Origin of the sequence: Stutzerimonas stutzeri (assembly GCF_002890915.1) — a bacterium.
Lineage (GTDB): Bacteria > Pseudomonadota > Gammaproteobacteria > Pseudomonadales > Pseudomonadaceae > Stutzerimonas > Stutzerimonas stutzeri_AF.
The window spans coordinates 116,326-135,160 of the sequence record NZ_POUT01000007.1; the positions used below are offsets into that span (position 1 = coordinate 116,326).

Here is an 18,835-nt window from a genome sequence, read left to right on the forward strand (position 1 = left end):
TAACATCGGGCACGCTTCCATGCGAGTGGAACGTGCCCTTTGTTTTTTCCGTTTCGAATTCCGAGTGCCATGAACGACATCAGTGTCCCCCAGCAATACGACCTGGAAACCGCCGCGCTCAAGGTGCCGCCACACTCCATCGAGGCCGAGCAGGCGGTGCTCGGCGGCCTGATGCTGGACAACAACGCCTGGGAGCGCGTGCTCGACCAGGTCTCCGATGGCGACTTCTATCGCCACGATCATCGCCTCATCTTCCGTGCCATCTTCGCCCTGGCCGAGCGCAACTCGCCGTTCGACGTGGTGACCCTGTCCGAGCAGCTGGACAAGGAAGGGCACCTGTCGCAGGTCGGCGGCCTGGCCTATCTCGGCGAACTGGCGAAGAACACCCCCTCGGTGGCCAACATCAAGGCCTACGCGCAGATCATTCGCGAACGGGCCACGCTGCGCCAGCTGATCGGCATCAGCAACGAGATCGCCGACAGCGCCTATGCCCCGCAGGGGCGTACCGGCGAGGAAATCCTCGACGAGGCCGAGCGGCTGATCTTCCAGATCGCCGAGGCGCGGCCGAAGACCGGCGGCCCTATCGGCATCAACGACATCCTGGTCAAGGCCATCGACCGCATCGACACGCTGTTCAACGCCGGTGAGGCGATCACCGGCCTGTCCACCGGCTTCACCGACCTCGACGAAGCGACCAGCGGCCTGCAGCCGGCCGACCTGATCATCGTCGCCGGGCGTCCGTCGATGGGTAAGACCACCTTCGCCATGAACCTGGTGGAGAACGCCGTGCTGCGCACCGACAAGGCGGTGCTGGTGTTCTCCCTGGAGATGCCGTCCGAATCCATCGTCATTCGTATGCTGGCCTCGCTCGGGCGCATCGACCAGACCAAGGTGCGCGCGGGCAAGCTCGACGACGACGACTGGCCGCGGCTGACCTCGGCGGTCAACCTGCTCAACGACCGCAAGCTGTTCATCGACGACACCGCCGGCATCAGCCCCTCGGAAATGCGCGCGCGCACCCGTCGCCTGGCTCGCGAGCACGGCGAGATCGCGCTGATCATGGTCGACTACCTGCAACTGATGCAGATCCCGGGTTCCAGCGGCGACAGCCGGGTCAACGAGATTTCCGAGATCTCGCGCTCGCTCAAGGGCCTGGCCAAGGAATTCAACTGCCCGGTGATCGCCCTGTCGCAGCTCAACCGCTCGCTGGAGCAGCGCCCCAACAAGCGTCCGGTGAACTCCGACCTGCGCGAATCAGGCGCGATCGAACAGGACGCCGACATCATCATGTTCGTCTACCGCGACGAGGTGTATCACCCGGAAACCGAATACAAGGGCGTCGCCGAAATCATCATCGGCAAGCAGCGGAACGGCCCGATCGGCACCACCCGTCTGGCCTTCCTCGGCAAGTATTCGCGCTTCGAGGACCTGGCGCCGGGCAGCTACCAGTTCGATGACGAATAAAGCAGCTTGAAGCCGGAAGCTTGAAGGTGGAAGAAAAAGCCTCTATCCCTGGCGACAATGGCGTGTGCTTTTTGTAGGAGCCCGCTTGCGGGCGATGCTGCGAAATGCTGGTCGCCCGCAAGGGCTCGGCATCCCCCCGGCTCCTACGGAAGGGGTGTCGGCTTTACGCTCGACAGGGTGAACCTCGCCCTCAACGCTTTTCCAGCTTCCAGCTCCTGCGCAAAGACCCCGACAGGAGTAAGATTCCGCTTCACCTCCGCTGTACAGGAACCCTTCCCATGCGTCCGCTGGTTGCCACGGTCGATCTGGCCGCGCTTCGTCACAACTACCTTCTCGCCAAGCGCTGCGCCCCCGAGCGCAAGGCCTTCGCTGTGGTCAAGGCGAATGCCTACGGTCATGGCGCGCGCGAGGCGGTGGCAGCGTTGCGGGAGATCGCCGACGGCTTCGCCGTGGCCTGCCTGGAGGAGGCCGAGGAGGTCCGCGCCTGTGCGCCCGGTGCGCGCATCTTGCTGCTCGAAGGCTGCTTCGAGCCCGCCGAGTATCCGCGCGCGGCCGAGCTGGGCCTGGACGTCGCGGTGCAGGACCGGCGCCAGGCCGACTGGCTGCTGGCGGCCGATCTGGTGCGGCCGCTGAACGTCTGGCTCAAGCTGGATTCGGGCATGCACCGCCTCGGCTTCACGGTCGAAGGGCTGCGCGAATGCCATGCCCGGCTCGAGGGCGCGGCGGCGGTCGGCGAGCTGAACCTGATCAGCCACTTCGCCTGCGCCGACGAACGCGGCCATCCGCTGACCGAGGTCCAGTTGGAGCGCTACGGCGAGCTGCTGGCGCTGGCGTTCGACAACTGCTCGCTGGCCAATTCCGCCGCGGTGCTGACCCTGCCGCAGGCGCACATGGCCTGGATCCGTCCCGGCATCATGCTCTACGGCGCGACGCCCTTCGCCGAACTGAGCGCCCGGGAGCTGGGGCTGAAGCCGGTGATGACCCTGACCGGCGCGTTGATCGCGATCCGTGAGCTGGAGGTTGGCGAAAGCGTCGGCTACGGCGCCAGCTGGGTGGCGCGGCGCCCGTCGCGCATCGGTACCGTCAGTTGCGGCTATGCCGACGGCTATCCGCGCACCGCGCCCTCCGGCACTTCGGTGGTGATCCATGGCCAGCGCGTGCCGTTGGCCGGGCGGGTGTCGATGGACATGCTCGCCGTCGACCTGACCGACCTGCCCCAGGCGCAGCTCGGTGACGCGGTGGAGCTATGGGGCGCGCAGATGCCGATCGACGAGCTGGCCCAGGCCTGCGGCACCATCGGCTATGAATTGCTGACCAAGGTGACCGGCCGGGTGCCGCGCGGCTACGTCGGCTGATCGACCGCGTCCCATTGCGCGTCCTGTTGCACCCAGTTCGCCCGGCCCTGGTGCTTGGCGCGATAGAGCGCCTCGTCGGCGGCCTTGTACAGCCCTGAGAAGTGCCTGGCGTGGCGTGGATAGAAGGCCGCGCCGACGCTGACCGTGACGGTCAGCGCCATGTCGCGATAGGGCACCGGGCTCGCCAGCTCGCGCAGCAGGCGCTCGGCGACCTGGCGCGCATCGCCTTCGGCATTCGGCCCGGTCACCAGCACCGCGAACTCGTCCCCGCCGAGGCGGGCCGCCATGTCGCCGGCGCGTACCAGGCCGCGCAGCCGTTGCGCCAGGGTGTGCAGCAGCAGGTCGCCGGCATCGTGGCCATGGCGGTCGTTGATGGGCTTGAAGTGATCCAGGTCGATCAGCAGCAGGGCGATGGATTCGCCGCTGAGCTGGGCCTCGCTCAGGGCCGTCTCGACCCGTTCGATGAGATAGCGGCGGTTGGGCAGCTCGGTCAGCGGGTCGTGGAAGGCGGCCTGCTTCAATTCGCGTTCCCGCTCGCTGAGTTCCCGGTTGGCCTGGGCCAGTTCCGCGGTGCGCGTCTCCACGGCCAGGCTGAGCTGTTTGGCGCTGGCCTGGACCTGTTCCAGCCGCGCGGCCTTTTCCCGGTCCGCATGCTCCAGCGCGGCGGCCTTTTCCTGCTTGAGTATCTGGATGCGATAGGCCAGTGCAAAGGAGAACAGGATGGATTCGGCGGCCACCGCCAGCGGGAAGATATGGGCATTCCACGGCGCCGGCTGGATCACGCCGGTGGCGCGCAGCAGGAGCAGATTGACGCTGCCCAGGATCACGCCGAAGCCGAGCAGATACAGCAGTGCCGGAAAGTAGCCCTGGCGCCAGCGCCGGAACGATGCCCAGAGCGAGGCGGGGATCGCGGTGAGCGCCAGTACCACGAACACCCAGGCACCGAAGGCGCGCAGGCCGAAGATGTTGAGCAGCACCGCCGTGACATAGAGGCACAAGGCGAAGGTCAGCAGGCGATGGGCCCAGGGTGCGAAACGGCGGGTCTGCAGCAGGGTCTGGGTGAAGCGGCAGGCACTGAAGCCCCAGAGCGCCGGGATGCTGATGCGGTCCAGCCAAAAAGGCACCGGCCCGTGCGGCCAGAGGTACTGGAAGCCGTGCCCGGTCATCGCCACGATCATCAGCAGTGCGCCGCTGGTGGTCATCACGTACCAGAAGTAGGCGGTGTCGCGCAGGCTGAGGAAGATGAACAGGTTATACAGCAGCATCGCCAGGATGACGCCGTAGACCAGGCCGAGAAACAGGTTTTCCCCCACCGCCTGCTGCTGCAGGGCATCGAGCTGCCAGGCCTTGAGGGGGAACGAGTTGCCTGCCGGATCGTAGGTGCGCAGATAGAAGGTCAGGGGCGCACGGTCGTCGAGTTCGGGCAGGCGCAGCAGCATGCGTCGGTAGGGGTGATCGCGGCCCTCTGCGAACCCGACCAGCTCGCCGGACTGCCGTTCCTGCCAGCCGCCGGCGCCGTCCGGCAGGTACAGGCGAAGGTCCTTCAGGGTGACCGAGCCGACCTCCAGCCACCATTGGCGCGGCGCATCGCTTTCGCGCTGCAGGCTGACCCTGATCCACCAGGGGTGCGGGCTCTGGCCGACGCTGGCCTTGCCCTGCGCCGGTTCGAAGCGCGCCTGCACCTCGGGCCGTTGCAGGTCGGTCACGTTCAGCTCGGCGCCCGGGTCCGCCAGCAGGGCGATGTTCGCGTTCAGGCTGCGGCCGCTGTCGCCGGCGGCCAGGCGTGTCGTTTCGGCGTGGGCGACAGCCAGGCTAAAACTCAGGAGCAAGAGGAAAAGGACTGCGCGCACCAGAAACTCCCGAGCCGAAGCGTTGCTTGTGACGAGCGAGTATACCGACCGCCAAGGCCACTGCACGCGCCTGTCGCCAGGATGGCGAAAGACCCTGTGCGGTGGTCGGGCTTGGTCATTTTTTGTGCTATATTCCGCGCCCGCGTTTTTGCGCCCTCATTCCCAGAGATACCCGGTGCCCGTGATGCAAGCCGCCAAGCCGCTGTTCGACTATCCCAAATACTGGGCCGAATGTTTCGGCCCGGCGCCGTTCCTGCCGATGAGCAGGGAGGAGATGGATCGGCTCGGCTGGGATTCGTGCGACATCATCGTCGTCACCGGCGACGCCTATGTCGATCATCCGTCGTTCGGCATGGCGATCATCGGCCGCCTGCTCGAGGCGCAGGGCTTTCGCGTCGGCATCATCAGCCAGCCGGACTGGCAGAGCAAAGACGACTTCATGAAGCTCGGCGAGCCGAACCTGTTCTTCGGCGTCGCCGCCGGCAACATGGACTCGATGATCAATCGCTACACCGCCGATCGCAAGGTGCGCTCCGACGACGCCTATACCGCCGGCGGGCTGGCCGGCAAGCGCCCGGATCGTGCCAGCCTGGTCTACAGCCAGCGCTGCAAGGAGGCCTACAAGCACGTGCCGGTGGTGCTCGGCGGCATCGAGGCCTCGCTGCGCCGCATCGCCCACTACGACTACTGGTCGGACAAGGTGCGCCGTTCGATCCTGATGGACGCCACCGCCGACCTGCTGCTCTACGGCAACGCCGAGCGCGCCATCGTCGAAGTGGCGCAGCGCCTGGCGCGCGGCGAGGCGATCGAGGCGATCACCGACGTGCGCGGCACCGCCTTCGTCCGCAAGGACACGCCGGCCGGCTGGTTCGAGATCGACTCCACGCGCATCGACCGCCCCGGCAAGGTCGACAAGATCGTCAACCCCTACGTCAACACCCAGGACCTGCAGGCCTGTGCCATCGAGCAGGACAAGGGCGTGCAGGACGATCCGCACGAAGCCCGGCCGATCGAGCTGCTGCCGCACCCGAAGCTTACGCGCGAGCGCACGGTGATCCGCCTGCCGTCGTTCGAGAAGGTGCGCAACGATCCCGCGCTGTACGCCCACGCCAACCGCGTGCTGCACCTGGAGACCAACCCCGGCAACGCCCGCGCGCTGGTGCAGCGCCACGACGAGCGTGAGCTGTGGCTGAATCCGCCGCCGATTCCGCTGACCACCGAGGAAATGGACTACGTGTTCGCCGCGCCTTTCCAGCGCGTGCCGCATCCTGATTACGCGGGCGCGAAGATCCCGGCCTACGAGATGATCCGCTTCTCGGTGAACATCATGCGTGGCTGCTTCGGCGGCTGCACCTTCTGCTCGATCACCGAGCACGAGGGGCGCATCATCCAGAGCCGTTCGCACGAGTCGATCCTCCACGAGATCGAGGAAATGAAAAAGGTGCGCGGCTTCACCGGCGTGGTCTCCGACCTCGGCGGGCCGACCGCCAACATGTACCGCCTGGCCTGCAAGAGCCACGACATCGAGAGGCACTGCCGCAAGCCGTCCTGCGTGTTCCCCGGTATCTGCGAGAACCTCAACACCGACCACAGCTCGCTGATCGAGCTGTACCGCAAGGCCCGCGCGCTGCCAGGGGTGAAGAAGATCCTGATCGCCTCGGGGCTGCGCTACGACCTGGCGGTGGAGTCGCCGGAGTACGTCAAGGAGCTGGTCACCCATCACGTCGGTGGCTACCTCAAGATCGCCCCGGAGCACACCGAGCGCGGCCCGCTGGACAAGATGATGAAGCCGGGCATCGGCACCTACGACCGCTTCAAGCGCATGTTCGAGAAGTATTCGAAGGAGGCGGGCAAGGAGCAGTACCTGATTCCCTACTTCATCGCCGCACACCCGGGCACCACCGACGAAGACATGCTCAACCTCGCCCTGTGGCTCAAGGCCAACGGCTTCCGCGCCGACCAGGTGCAGGCCTTCTACCCTTCGCCGATGGCCACCGCCACGGCGATGTACCACAGCGGCAAGAACCCGCTGCGCAAGGTGACCTACAAGAGCGAGGGCGTCACCATCGTCAAGAGCGAGGAGCAGCGCCGCCTGCACAAGGCCTTCCTGCGTTATCACGATCCCAAGGGCTGGCCGCTCTTGCGCGAGGCGCTGATCCGCATGGGCCGCGCCGATCTGATCGGCAGCGGCAAGCATCAGCTGATCCCCGCGCACCAGCCGGCGGTGGACAGCTACCAGAGCGCGCGGCGCAAGAACTCCACGCCGGCCGGCAGCAAGAAGGCCGGGCAGGGCGGCAAGATCCTCACCCAGCACACTGGCCTGCCGCCGCGCAGCCACGACGGCAATGCCTGGGACAAGCGCGAGCAGGCCAAGGCCGCCGCCGAGGCCCGGCGCAAGGCGGCCAGTGGCGGCAAGCCGGCGGGCAAGGGGCGCAAGCCGCAGCGGCCGGTGGCGCCGCGCTGAGCCGCGGCTGGCCGTTCTAGAACCTGAATGCCTGGGTCGCCTGGTCCAGCTCGCTGCCCAGGCGCAGCATCCGCGCGCTCTGTTCCCGGCCGCGGCCGATGTGTTCCAGGTTGGCGTCGCCCAACTGGTGGATGCGTTCGCTGTGTCCGCGGATCTCGCCGACCGCCTCGCCCTGTTGCGCAGTGGCCCTGGCGATCTGCTCGGCCATGCGGCTGATGGTGGCGATGGTCGAGACGATCTCATCCAGGGCCTGGTCGGCACTCTGCGCCAGGTTCGCCGTGCCTTCGGCGTGGGCGACCTGGCTGCGCATGGCCTCGACCGACTGCCGGGCGGCCTGCTGCAGGCGGCCGATCAGTTGCTGGATCTCCTCGGTGGCGCCGCTGGTGCGCTGTGCCAGTGAGCGTACCTCGTCGGCCACCACGGCGAAGCCACGGCCATGGCCGCCGGCGCGGGCGGCCTCGATGGCGGCATTCAAGGCCAGCAGGTTGGTCTGCTCGGCGATGGAGCGGATCACCGTCAGCACGTTGCCGATGGTGGTGGTTTCGTCGGCCAGGCGCTCGATGGCCACGGCATTGTCCTGCACTTCGCTGACCAGCCCGTGCAGCCCGGTCAGGCTCTGGCCGATCACCTGCTGGCCCTGCTGCACGGCGCGCGCCGCCGCGCGGCTGGCTTCGGCTGCCTCGCCGGCACCATCGGCAACCTGCTGGATGGTGGCTTCCAGCTCGCCCAGCGAATCGCGGATCTGCGCGGTATCGCCGGTCTGGCGCTGGGCGCCGTCATGCAGGTCGCTGTTCATCCGGTCCAGGCTGCGGCTGCTGGCGGCGACCTGCTCGGCCTGCTGGCGCAGGGTGCCGACCAGCTGCAGCAGATAGCTGCGCAGGCGGTTGAGCGAGGTTTCGATGTCGGCGATCTCGCGAATCTTCGACTCGATGCGCGCGTCCTGGCTGAAGTCGCCTTCGGCCCAGGCCGATAGCGCTGGCACCAGCTGCCCGAGGGTGCGGGTCAACTGGCGCTGCAGGCGGTCGATGGCCAGCGCGATGAGCAGGATCAGGGCGATGATGGCGCCCTGGATCAGCCGCACCTCGGCCTGGATGCGGCCATGCTCGGCCCTGACCGCGGGCTCCAGTTCGGCCAGCGCCTGCTGCACGGCGGCGACCCGGCGCGCGCTGCTGTCGAGCAGCTCGCCGCGTTGGCGGATCAACTGGCGGGTGCGCTCGAGCTCGGCCGGGTAGCGCTTGACCAGGCTGGCGAGCTCGCGCTTGAGCGCGGTGCCGCGGTCCTCGCTGCTCTGCTGTGCGGTATCGGTGTCCAGCTCGAGCAGGGCGGCGAAGCTGCTGGCGGTCGATTGCTGTGCGGCCAGCACGCCGAGCAGCGGCAGGTCGTCGAGGCGCGAGGCTTCCTGTTCAAGGGCATGCAGCGCCTGTTCGACCTCGCTGGCCAGTGCGTCGCGGCCGCTGCTCACCAGCTTGCCGCGGGCATGGCTCAGCCGCAGCAACTGCTGGGCGGCAGCGAACAGCGGCTGCTGGTAATCCTGTGCATGCGGGTGGCTGGCCTGGGTGCGGTAGTCGTCGAGCTGCGAGAGGGCCCCGGCCATCTCGCGTTCGGCCTGCAGCAGCAGGCCCTGCGGATCACCCGCCAGCTTGCCAGCGGCGAGCAGGTCGTTGGCGCTGAACTGGATCAGTTCTTCCAGGCTGGGGCGCAGCCGGTCGGCGAGACCGGCGGGCAGTCCGGCGATGTCCTGCTGCAGCCGTTCGAGCGCCTGCTGGGCCTGGCTATGGCGCAGGGCGTCGCCGCTGGCCAGGTAGTCGCGGATATTGTCCGCGGCCTGGTGCTGGAACTGCTGGGACAGGCCGAGGTAGCGTGCCATCAGCAAGTAGGGACGTTCCATGGCGCGCTCCGACCACCAGAGCGTGGCGCCGAGCGCCAGGCAGACCGCGATGAGCAGCAGGGTGTTGAGCGTGGTGAGCGACTTCAGACGCATCATCGCCTCGCAGGGCAGTGCAGGAGGCTAGGAATCTATGGCAATTTGATGTCAATCACGTGACAGCCGGGGCGTGACCGGAGTTGCCGGAGGAGGTGAGCGGTAGGTCGAGGAGGCGCGTAGGTTGGGTTGCGGAGCGAAGCGACAAAGCCCAACTCACGCCGAAGCGCTGGCTAACATTCCCCTCGTTGGGCTTCGCTGCGCTCAACCCAACCTACGTGCCCCGACCCAACCGACAAAGCATCGGGTCACTGGAACCGCTCGACGCGGTTGCGTCCGCCGTGCTTGGCGCGATAGAGCGCCTCGTCGGCCTGCTGGGTGAGCGTCTTGACGTCGGCGTCGGTCGTCAGCTCGCTGATGCCGCAGCTGAAGGTGCAGCTCAGGTCCTGCGGCTGGGCGGGGTAGCGGATCTCGGCGAAGCGCTGGCGGATCTCGTTGAGCACCTTGCAGGCCGCCTCCGCCGGTGTGTCGGGCAGCACCACGGCGAATTCCTCGCCGCCGTAGCGGCCGATATGGTCGGTCTTGCGCAGGCGCTGCTTGAGGAACAGCGCCAGGCTCTTGATCACCCGGTCGCCCATGGGGTGCCCGTAGCTGTCGTTGACCCGCTTGAAGTGGTCGATGTCGAGCATGGCGAAGCTCAGCGGGCGGTTGTCGCGCCGTGCGCGGAAGCGCGCGTCCTCGAGCAACTGCAGGCTGTGGGTGTGGTTGTACAGGCCGGTGAGGCTGTCGCGCACGATGCGCGCCTTGAGGCTTCGGGCGCGGGCGGCGCGGGTGCGCACGGTGGCGATCAGGTGGCTCGGCTTGATCGGCTTGGTGAGAAAATCGTCGCCGCCTTCGCCCATGGCGTCGAGCTGCTTGTCCAGGTCGTCCTCGGCGGACAGGTAGATGATCGGCACGCTGACGTAGCGCTCGTGCTGGCGGATCACCTTGGCTAGCTCGGTGCCCAGGCATTCGGGCATGTACATGTCGAGGATGATCAGGTCCGGCTGGAACTCGGCCAGCACGCCGATGGCCTGGATTGGCTCGATCAGCGTCTGGGTGACGATGCCGGCGTTGTTCAGCACCCGTTCGGTGTGCGTCGCCTGCGCGCGCGAGTCGTCGATGATCAGCACGCGGATCGGCTCGTAGTGCGCGGTGCGGGTGAAGATCTCGATCTTCTCCAGCAGGCTGGAGGCGTCCAGGGTGCCGGTGAAGAACTCCAGGCCGCCGGCGCGCACGGCGGCCAGGCGGGTAGGGGTGTCGGTTTCGGCATGGCTGAAGAACAGTATCGGCAGCTTGTCCTCCAGCCCTTGCTGGATCCTCTCGGCCAGCCGCAGGCCTTCACCGGGGCCGTTGAAGTCGACCTCCATGACGATGGCGGCCGGGTGGCGCTGGTTCATCGCGGCGCGAAAGGCGCTGTCGCTGGCGAAGGCCTGCGCCCCCATGCTGAAGAAATCCAGCTGTCGTACCAGGTGTTCGGCGCGCTCGGGGTCCTGCAGGGCGATGTAGACTGGCTTGCCCAGCGGCAGCAGGATGGACTGGCTCTGCGGATCGCTATGGCGCAGGCCGGTGCGGGCGAGGCGGTAGATCAGCTGGCTGAGATTCGAGATGGTGTCGCTGGACAGGCGCCCGCGGTTGTCCTGGATGTCGCCCAGGCAGTCCTCGATACCCTGCGCCAGCTCGCTGTGCTCGGTCTGCTCGAAACGTTCGGCGAAGCGTCGCAGGCGCAGCGTGGCTTCGCTCAGGGCGGCGTGGTAGCCGTCGTTCCATTCGCTGCGCTGCAGCTGTTGCCAGACTTCCAGCACTTCGCGCGCCTGGTGGATCACCCGCTGGGCGAAGTACTGCTTGAGTTCTTCCTGTTCCGACATCGTGGCCTTCCCGGTACGCCAGGTTTCCGTCCGGGCGTTTTGCTGGCCTCATGCTATCACCGCGCATCGGGTTTGAAAGGCGCGCGGCCGGTAGTGGTTCTCAATTTGGCGCTGAGTCTGCCGGGGAGCTGCGTTATAGTGAAAACCCTGCACCGCAACGTCCTTGGCGTCATGCGGTCGAACCCCTGAATTCGCGAGAAGGACACATCACCCATGCTGGACTGGAAGAACCGCTTCGCCCGTCTCGGCCGCTCGGGCGGCGCCCCGGGAGTGGCCGACCGCCGGGCTGGCAGCCCGCTCCTGCCGATTCTTGCCGGTCTGCTCGGATTGTATCTGCTGATCATGCTGCTGCTCGGCTGGTACTGGAGCCGCGAGCCGGACCTGTTCCCCGTCCAGCAGAATGCCCGCCAGGCGGCCGAGGCCTCGCAGCGGCAGTTGGTCAGCGGCTATACCACCGTGGAAACCCTCAAACGCGTCGCCAGCACCCTGCTGGACAAGCCCGGCGGCTATCTGAGCAACGACATCGCGCCCCCCGGCCTGTGGCTGGACAACATGCCCAGTTGGGAATACGGGGTGCTGGTGCAGGTCCGCGACCTCAGCCGTGCCTTGCGCAAGGACTTCGCTCGTTCGCAATCGCAGTCCACCGAGGATCCGGACCTGGCCAAGGGCGAGCCGCTGTTCAACTTCGACAACCGCAGCTGGACGCTGCCGGCATCCGAGTCCGAGTACCGCAACGGCATCCGTGCGCTGGACCGCTATCTGGCGCGGCTCAGCGATCCGCAACCGAAGGCGCTGTTCTATACGCGGGCCGACAACCTGAACAGCTGGCTCGGTGATGCCGCGACCCGGCTGGGTTCACTGTCGCAGCGCTTGTCCGCCAGCGTCGGTCGGGTACGCCTGGATGCCGATATCGCTCCCGAGCAGGAACGGGCGGGCATCGTCCCGCAGGTCAAGGAGCAGGTGGTGGAAACGCCCTGGCTGCAGATCGACAACGTGTTCTTCGAGGCCCGCGGGCAGGCCTGGGCGCTGTCGCACCTGCTGCGGGCCATCGAGGTGGATTTCGCCGACGTGCTGGCGAAGAAGAATGCCACCATCAGTGTCCGGCAGATCATCCGCGAGCTGGAGGCCGCGCAGGAGCCGCTGTGGAGTCCGATGGTGCTCAACGGCAGCGGCTACGGCGTGCTGGCCAACCACTCGCTGGTGATGGCCAACTACATCTCCCGTGCCAACGCGGCGATCATCGATCTGCGCAATCTGTTGTCGCAGGGATAGAAGCAGCTTCCAGCTTCCAGCTTCCAGCTGTAGGCCGGATCACGCTTCATCGACCCGGCGAGTGGGTAATGGTGGATGTGAAAAAACGACATCCACCCTACGCTGGCTTGCAGCTCAATCCAATCCCAGCTTCTTCAACCGATAGCGCATCGAGCGGAACGTCAGGCCGAGGCGCTGGGCGGCCGCGGTGCGGTTCCAGCGGGTTTCCTCCAGCGCCTGCATGATCAGCTTGCGCTCGATCTCCTCCAGGTGATCTTCGAGGTTGTCGATCTGCGCCAGGCTGGCGTCGCCGTTCTCCGGCAGGCCCGGGCTGTCCGCCAGGCGCAGGTCGCCGGCCTTGATCTCGTCGCCTTCGCAGAGGGTGTAGGCGCGCTCGAGCATGTTCTCCAGTTCGCGCACGTTGCCGGGGAAACGGTAGCTTTCCAGCTTGGCGAGGGCTTCCGGATGCAGGCGCGCATTGCTGTCGCCGCACTCCTGCGCCAGGCGGCGGAGCATGGCGTTGGCCAGCAGGCCGATGTCCTCGCGGCGCTCGCGCAGCGGTGGCACGCGCAGTTCGATGACATTCAGGCGGTAGTAGAGGTCCTGGCGGAAACGCCCGGCGGCGACCTCGGCGGCGAGGTCCTTGTGGGTGGCGCAGAGGATGCGCACGTCGACCAGCACCTCCTGGGCGCCGCCGACCGCGCGCACGGCCTTCTCCTGGATGGCGCGCAGCAGCTTGACCTGCATCGGCAGCGGCAGGTCGGCCACTTCGTCGAGGAACAGGGTGCCGCCATTGGCGACCTGGAACAGCCCCGGCTTGTCCTCGATGGCGCCGCTGAAGCTGCCCTTCTTGTGGCCGAAGAATTCGCTCTCCATCAGTTCCGACGGGATCGCGCCGCAGTTGACCGGTACGAACGAGCGCTCGCTGCGCGGGCCCTGTTCGTGGATCAGCCGGGCCACCAGCTCCTTGCCGCTGCCGGACTCGCCGCTGATGTAGACCGGCGCCTGACTGCGGGCGAGCTTGCCGATCTGCTTGCGCAGGGTCTTCATCGGCGGCGAGGCGCCCAGCAGGCGGCTGTCCACCGGCGGCTCCTCGGTGGCGGGCGCACGCAGGCGCAGGGCGGTGCCGACCAGCTCGCGCAGGCGGTTGAGGTCGACCGGCTTGGTGAGGAAGTCGAAGGCGCCGGCCTTGAGCGCGCCGATGGCGGTATCCAGGCTGCCGTAGGCGGTGATCATCGCCACCGGCAGTTGCGGGTGCTGCTGCTGGATGTGTTGCACCAGCTCCAGGCCGCTGCCATCGGGCAGGCGCATGTCGGTCAGGCACAGGTCGTAGTGCTCGCGCGCCAGCCATTCGCGGGCTTCCTTGAGGTTGCGTGCGCTGCGGGTGTCGAGCTTCATGCGGCCGAGGGTGATCTCCAGCAGTTCGCGGATATCCGGCTCGTCGTCGATGATCAATGCTTTCTGGCGCGCGGTCATGGTCCTGCTCTTGATTGGTGAAGCGACAGTCACCCGCTGCTCGGGCTGCCGACCATGTTAACTCCGCAGCGGGCTGGTGCGCCTGTCGCATTGGTCGATGTGTGATGCGCTGCCGCGACCCCGGGCTGTTGCCATTTCATGCTCGGCCGCCGGGCCCTTCGGGTTGCGCGGCTCGCGACGAAACGGCAACGGCCCCTAGCCCAGCTTGCGTGGGTGGGCGAAGACGATGCGAAAGCAGCTGCCGCCTTCGCCGCGCTCGCGATAGTCGAGGCGGGCCTGGTTGCTTTCGCACAGCTCGCGGGAAATGTACAGGCCCAGCCCGGTGCCCTTGCTCTCGGTGGTGAAGAACGGCTCGAACAGGTTCGGCAGCTGTTCGGCGGCGATGCCCGGGCCATTGTCGAGTACTTCCACCACCGGCAGGTCGCTGCTCTCGTCGCGAAACAGGCGCAACCAGACCTGCGCCGCGTCGTGCTGCTGGCCGCTGTAGCGCAGGCCGTTCTGCACCAGGTTGGTGAGCACCTGGGTCAGCTGGTTCGGGTCCATGCGAGTCTGCAGCGAGCTGCCGACGGTTTCCAGATGCACGTGCTGCTGCGGGCCGAGCCCCTGGCGAAATTCGCTGACGAAGCGGTGCAGCCAGTATTTGAGGTCCAGCAGCTGCGGCTCGGCCTGGCGCCGGCGCGACAGCTGCAGGATGTTTTCGATCACCAGGTTCATCCGTCGCGAGTGGTCCTGGATGATCGTCGCCAGGCGCCGGTCCGGCGCGTCGAGCGCTTCGGATTCCTGCAGCAGCTGGGCGGCGTGGCTGATGGCGCCGAGCGGGTTGCGGATCTCGTGGGCGATGCTGGCGGTGAGCCGGCCGAGGGAGGCGAGCTTGAGCTGCTGGGCCTTCTGGGCGATCTGCGAGATGTCTTCGAGAAAGACCAGGGTGTCGAGCTTGTCGCCATGCTGCAGCGCGGCGAAGCTGGGTTGCAGGGTCGGGCCATCGGGCGTGGCCTTGAGGTTCTGTGGGCGCAGGGTCGGATTGTCGCGCCACTGCTGCAGGGCCTTGAGCAGTTCCGGGCAGCGCGGAGCGAGCCGCTCGCCGGCCAGCTCGGGCTGGCCGAGCAGCTGCAGGGCGCCCTGATTGGCCAGCAGCACGCGCTGGCGTGGATCCAGCACCAGGATGCCGGTGCGCATGCGCTGCAGGATCAGCGCGTTGAGTGCCTCGAGGTTGGCGACGTCCTCGGCGCGCTGGCGCGCCAGGCTTTCGCTCGCCTGCAGGCGCCGGGTCAGGCCTTGCACCAGCAATGCGGCGGCGAAGCAGAGCGTGCCCAGCGCGCCGGCCTGGACATACTGGTTGCTCGCCGCGGGACGGCTGATGCTGAGGTAGAAGGTCAGGTAGATCAGGCCGATTGCGGCCACCGCGGCGATGAATAGGCCGGTGCGCCCGCGCAGGAGGATATTGGCGATGGCGACCGCGACGATCAGCAGGTTGCCGATGCCGCTGGGCGTGCCGCCGCCGAAATAGAACAGCCCCGACAGCAGGATCACGTCCATCAGCGCCAGGCCGAGCACGGGCAGGTCGCGCCGCGGGTTCTGCACCAGCACGGCGACGACGATGTTGAGGATCAGGTAAAGCCAGGCGCCGTACTGGAACAGCTGCGGATTGCTCATCTGCAGCAGGTCGCTGTGCAGGTCGCTGCTGATCAGCAGGACCAGCGCCAGGCCGATGGTCAGGCGATAGAGATGGTACAGGCGGAGGATGCGTTGCCCCTGCTCGCCCAGGAAGCTCAGGTTCTCAGTGCCCACCAGGCTCGCTGCCCTGCTCGAGGTGAGCGCGGCTGCAATACCACTGCTCGCCGGCCTGCAACGCCTGATCGCGGGGCACATGGACACCGCAGCGGGCGCAGCGGACCATGGGTAGGGTGGTTTGTTGCCGCCTGGGTGCGGCGCTCTTGCGCGACAGACGCCGCCAGAGCCAGACGGCCGCGGCGATCAGGGCGATCCAGAACAGCAGGCGAAACAGACCCATAACGTTTTCTCCCTGATTTAAAGCGTGGCGTCTGGCGGCTGCCGGCTGTGGCCGGATCACCAGGGCGCCGTTCGGCGCTGGCCGGCCGGGCGCCGGATTGGTCGCTTGGGCCTGCGTCTCAGTCGAACAGGCCGAAGGTCAGGCGGCTCCACCAGGAGCGCTTCCCGCCCTGTTGCTCCGCTTCCTTGAGCACCGGACGCAGCTCCTCGGGCAGGTCCTGGGCGGCGCTTTCATACTGGCGCAAGACGTCGCGGTTGGCGCGCGAAGTGTCTGGCGGCGGTGCCTCGCCTTCGATCAGGCCCAGGGTGGCCTTGCTCAGCCAGCTGCGGGTGTCTTCCTCGCGCTCGATGGGGGTGAATTTCCCGTCCTCCAGCGTCGCATGGTCCGGGTAGTTGAGCTGCAGGGTCTGCAGGCTGCTGTCGGCGAGGTCGTCGAGGCCCAGGCGCTGATAGGCCTCGGTCATCACCGCCAGGCCGTCGGCTACTGCCGGCGTCCCCTGGAAGTTTTCCACCACGTAGCGGCCGCGGTTGGCGGCGGCGACGTAGGCCTGGCGCTTGAGGTAGTAGTGCGCCACGTGGATCTCGTTGGCCGCCAGCAGGTTGCGCAGGTAGACCATGCGCGCCTTGGCATCCGGCGCGTAGCGGCTGTTGGGGTAGCGGCTGGTGAGCTGGGCGAATTCGTTGAACGAGTCGCGGGCGGCCCCGGGGTCGCGCTTGGTCATGTCCAGCGGCAGGAAGCGGGCAAGCAGGCCGCGATCCTGGTCGAAGGAGGCCAGGCCCTTGAGGTAGTAGGCGTAGTCGACGTTCGGGTGCTGCGGATGCAGGCGGATGAAACGCTCGGCCGCCGAGCGGGCCGCTTCCGGCTCGAGGTTGCGGTAGTAGGCGTAGATCAGTTCCAACTGGGCCTGCTCGGCGAAGCGGCCGAACGGGTAGCGCGATTCCAGGGCCTTGAGCTTCTCGATGGCGCTGGTGTAGCTCTTGTTGTCCAGGTCGGCCTGTGCTTGCTGGTACAGCTCGGCCTCGCCCAGATTCTCGCTGACCGGCTCCTTGGACGAGCAGGCGGCGGTAAGGGCGAGGATGGCGATCAGCAGCAGGTGTTTCACTTGCATGGCGGCTTGCGTCCCTGTGACGGCTGGCTGTCTCGCGCGGAGCCGTCCTGTTATGATGAGCGCCCCGGTGCGCCGGGACAAAGACGCGGTATTTAAACACAAGCGTGTAGCCGAAACCAAAGGCCGCTCCAACGCCTGCGGTCCGGGGCTCCGTCCCAGTGCCGCCGGACGCTGCCCACCTCTCTCAGACGAACCTATCTTCCCGTATGTCCACGACTTCCAAGCAGGCCATCCAACTTCGCGCCGAGGTGCCGTTCGAGCTCGGCGGGCAACGTCTCGACCAGATCGCGGCGCAGCTCTTTTCCGAGCACTCGCGCTCGCGCCTCGCGGCCTGGATCAAGGATGGTCTGCTGACCGTGGATGGCGCCGTGCTGCGCCCGCGCGATACCGTGCATGCCGGCGCGCTGCTCGAGCTGTGTGCCGAGCAGCAGGCGCAAGGGGAATGGCTGGCGCAGGAGATCCCGCTGGACATCGTCTACGAGGACGAGCACATCCTGGTGATCGACAAGCCGGCCGGCCTGGTCGTGCATCCGGCCGCCGGGCATGCCGACGGCACCCTGCTCAATGCGTTGCTGCACCACGTGCCCGATCTGCTCAACGTGCCGCGCGCCGGCATCGTGCATCGCCTGGACAAGGACACCACCGGGCTGATGGTGGTGGCCAAGACGCTGCAGGCGCAGACCCGTCTGGTCGAGCAGCTGCAGGCGCGTAGCGTCAGCCGCATCTACGAGGCCATCGTCATCGGCGTAGTCATCACCGGCGGTACCGTCGACGCGCCGATCGGCCGCCACGGCCAGCAGCGCCAGCGCATGGCGGTGGTGGAGGGCGGCAAGCCGGCGGTCAGCCATTACCGCGTGCTGGAGCGCTTCCGCTCGCACACCCATGTACGGGTCAAGCTGGAAACCGGCCGTACCCACCAGATCCGCGTGCACATGAGCCATATCGGCTACCCGCTGGTGGGCGATCCGCTCTACAGCGGGCGCTTCCGTATTCCACCGGCGGCCAACCCGACGCTGGTGCAGTCGCTGCGTGAGTTCCCGCGGCAGGCGCTGCATGCGCGCTTCCTCGAACTGGACCACCCGGCCACTGGCGAGCGGATGAAGTGGGAGTCGCCCTTGCCGGACGATTTCGTCTGGTTGCTGACCCTGCTGCAACAGGATCGCGAGGCCTTCGTCGGGTGAGTGCCTGGGTCGCCGACTGGCTGGTGCCCGACTGGCCGGCACCGGCCGGGGTTCGCGCCTGCGTGACGACACGCAGCGGCGGCGTCAGCGTCGCGCCGTTCGACAGTTTCAACCTGGGCGATCACGTCGGTGATGATCCAGCCGCGGTCGCCTGGAATCGCCGGCATCTGCAGCAGGCGCTCGGCTGCCGTCCGGCATGGCTGTCGCAGGTGCATTCGAACGTGGCGATCGAGGCCGGGCCGGGTGTCTGCGCGCAGGCCGACGCCAGCTGGAGCGACCGACCCGGCGAGGCCTGCGCGGTGCTCACCGCCGATTGCCTGCCAGTGCTGTTCTGCGACCGCGCCGGCACCCGGGTGGCGGCGGCCCATGCCGGCTGGCGCGGGTTGGCCGGCGGCGTGCTGGAGGCGACGCTGCAGGCGCTGGCGGTGCCGGCCGAGGAGTTGCTGGTCTGGCTCGGTCCGGCTATCGGCCCGGCGGCATTCGAGGTCGGGCCCGAAGTGCGCGAGGCCTTCCTGGCGCAGCACGCGGTCGCCGCCGAGGCATTCGCGCCGAGCCACAATGCCGGGCGCTTCATGGCCGATCTCTACCAGCTGGCGCGTATCCGCCTGGCTGCCCGTGGCGTGAACGCGGTGTACGGCGGCGGCCTGTGCACCTTCGCCGATCCGCGTTTCTACTCCTACCGCCGCACCCCGCATACCGGCCGCTTCGCCAGCCTGGTCTGGCTGGAGCGCTAGCCCCCGGCGCACCATCGCCAGGCGTGACTGTCGGGTCCGGGCATGACCTGCATCAATGTCATCCGCCTTGAATCTCCAACAATCATCCTCATCTATGCTGCATCTCGCAGGTT

At 67.3% G+C, this 18,835-nt stretch carries 13 protein-coding genes; 6 read left to right on the forward strand and 7 right to left on the reverse strand.

Annotated elements, in window-relative coordinates; translation table 11 throughout:
• The first annotated feature begins 69 nt into the window (after positions 1-69).
• Both dnaB and alr read left to right on the forward strand, forming a co-directional pair.
• On the forward strand, positions 70-1,464 hold the full coding sequence (dnaB, locus tag CXK94_RS13580) for a replicative DNA helicase (protein ID WP_102894737.1): 1,395 nt from the start codon (positions 70-72) through the stop codon (positions 1,462-1,464).
• A 278-nt stretch (positions 1,465-1,742) separates the two neighbouring features.
• On the forward strand, positions 1,743-2,819 hold the full coding sequence (gene alr / locus CXK94_RS13585; RefSeq protein WP_102894738.1) for an alanine racemase: 1,077 nt from the start codon (positions 1,743-1,745) through the stop codon (positions 2,817-2,819).
• Here alr and CXK94_RS13590 read toward each other — a convergent pair.
• The gene (locus CXK94_RS13590; RefSeq protein WP_102894739.1) at positions 2,807-4,669 is read right to left on the reverse strand and encodes a diguanylate cyclase domain-containing protein; all 1,863 of its coding nucleotides are present in this window, start codon (positions 4,667-4,669) and stop codon (positions 2,807-2,809) included. The genes alr and CXK94_RS13590 overlap by 13 nt on opposite strands.
• Before the next feature lie 184 nt (positions 4,670-4,853).
• Between CXK94_RS13590 and CXK94_RS13595 the strand changes: the two genes are divergently transcribed.
• Complete coding sequence (locus tag CXK94_RS13595; RefSeq protein WP_102894740.1) at positions 4,854-7,133, forward strand: YgiQ family radical SAM protein; 2,280 nt, start codon at positions 4,854-4,856, stop codon at positions 7,131-7,133.
• Positions 7,134-7,149: 16 nt separating this feature from the next.
• On the opposite strand, the gene CXK94_RS13600 is transcribed toward CXK94_RS13595, so the two are convergent.
• Both CXK94_RS13600 and CXK94_RS13605 read right to left on the reverse strand, forming a co-directional pair.
• Complete coding sequence (locus tag CXK94_RS13600; protein WP_102894857.1) at positions 7,150-9,114, reverse strand: methyl-accepting chemotaxis protein; 1,965 nt, start codon at positions 9,112-9,114, stop codon at positions 7,150-7,152.
• 248 nt (positions 9,115-9,362) lie between these two features.
• The gene (locus CXK94_RS13605; protein WP_102894741.1) at positions 9,363-10,961 is read right to left on the reverse strand and encodes a response regulator; all 1,599 of its coding nucleotides are present in this window, start codon (positions 10,959-10,961) and stop codon (positions 9,363-9,365) included.
• A gap of 213 nt (positions 10,962-11,174) precedes the next feature.
• Here CXK94_RS13605 and CXK94_RS13610 point away from each other — a divergent pair, with 213 nt between their 5' ends.
• Complete coding sequence (locus CXK94_RS13610) at positions 11,175-12,233, forward strand: DUF2333 family protein (protein WP_102894742.1); 1,059 nt, start codon at positions 11,175-11,177, stop codon at positions 12,231-12,233.
• A 114-nt stretch (positions 12,234-12,347) separates the two neighbouring features.
• On the opposite strand, the gene CXK94_RS13615 is transcribed toward CXK94_RS13610, so the two are convergent.
• The 4 genes from CXK94_RS13615 to CXK94_RS13630 all read right to left on the reverse strand — a co-directional run bounded on the left by CXK94_RS13615 (position 12,348) and on the right by CXK94_RS13630 (position 16,807).
• Positions 12,348-13,688, reverse strand: a complete 1,341-nt coding sequence (locus CXK94_RS13615; protein ID WP_102894743.1) for a sigma-54-dependent transcriptional regulator — start codon at positions 13,686-13,688, stop codon at positions 12,348-12,350.
• A gap of 195 nt (positions 13,689-13,883) precedes the next feature.
• Positions 13,884-15,476: a sensor histidine kinase gene (locus CXK94_RS13620; protein WP_102894744.1), complete on the reverse strand. Its 1,593-nt coding sequence runs from the start codon at positions 15,474-15,476 to the stop codon at positions 13,884-13,886.
• On the reverse strand, positions 15,466-15,699 hold the full coding sequence (locus CXK94_RS13625; RefSeq protein ID WP_037041425.1) for a PP0621 family protein: 234 nt from the start codon (positions 15,697-15,699) through the stop codon (positions 15,466-15,468). Before CXK94_RS13625 ends, CXK94_RS13620 begins: the two co-directional genes overlap by 11 nt.
• 118 nt (positions 15,700-15,817) lie before the next feature.
• The gene (locus CXK94_RS13630; protein ID WP_102894745.1) at positions 15,818-16,807 is read right to left on the reverse strand and encodes an outer membrane protein assembly factor BamD; all 990 of its coding nucleotides are present in this window, start codon (positions 16,805-16,807) and stop codon (positions 15,818-15,820) included.
• A 206-nt stretch (positions 16,808-17,013) separates the two neighbouring features.
• Here CXK94_RS13630 and rluD point away from each other — a divergent pair, with 206 nt between their 5' ends.
• On the forward strand, positions 17,014-17,988 hold the full coding sequence (gene rluD, locus CXK94_RS13635) for a 23S rRNA pseudouridine(1911/1915/1917) synthase RluD (protein WP_102894746.1): 975 nt from the start codon (positions 17,014-17,016) through the stop codon (positions 17,986-17,988).
• The gene (gene pgeF / locus CXK94_RS13640; RefSeq protein ID WP_102894747.1) at positions 17,985-18,722 is read left to right on the forward strand and encodes a peptidoglycan editing factor PgeF; all 738 of its coding nucleotides are present in this window, start codon (positions 17,985-17,987) and stop codon (positions 18,720-18,722) included. Before rluD ends, pgeF begins: the two co-directional genes overlap by 4 nt.
• Positions 18,723-18,835: the final 113 nt, after the last annotated feature.

Coding starts and splice junctions, on each gene's coding strand:
- CXK94_RS13610 (WP_102894742.1), top strand. CDS start 11,175: ATGCTGGACTGGAAGAACCGCTTCGCCCGTCTCGGCCGCTCGGGCGGC.
- rluD (WP_102894746.1), top strand. CDS start 17,014: ATGTCCACGACTTCCAAGCAGGCCATCCAACTTCGCGCCGAGGTGCCG.
- CXK94_RS13595 (WP_102894740.1), top strand. CDS start 4,854: ATGCAAGCCGCCAAGCCGCTGTTCGACTATCCCAAATACTGGGCCGAA.
- CXK94_RS13615 (WP_102894743.1), bottom strand. CDS start 13,688: ATGACCGCGCGCCAGAAAGCATTGATCATCGACGACGAGCCGGATATC.
- CXK94_RS13605 (WP_102894741.1), bottom strand. CDS start 10,961: ATGTCGGAACAGGAAGAACTCAAGCAGTACTTCGCCCAGCGGGTGATC.
- alr (WP_102894738.1), top strand. CDS start 1,743: ATGCGTCCGCTGGTTGCCACGGTCGATCTGGCCGCGCTTCGTCACAAC.
- CXK94_RS13630 (WP_102894745.1), bottom strand. CDS start 16,807: ATGCAAGTGAAACACCTGCTGCTGATCGCCATCCTCGCCCTTACCGCC.
- dnaB (WP_102894737.1), top strand. CDS start 70: ATGAACGACATCAGTGTCCCCCAGCAATACGACCTGGAAACCGCCGCG.
- CXK94_RS13600 (WP_102894857.1), bottom strand. CDS start 9,114: ATGCGTCTGAAGTCGCTCACCACGCTCAACACCCTGCTGCTCATCGCG.
- CXK94_RS13625 (WP_037041425.1), bottom strand. CDS start 15,699: ATGGGTCTGTTTCGCCTGCTGTTCTGGATCGCCCTGATCGCCGCGGCC.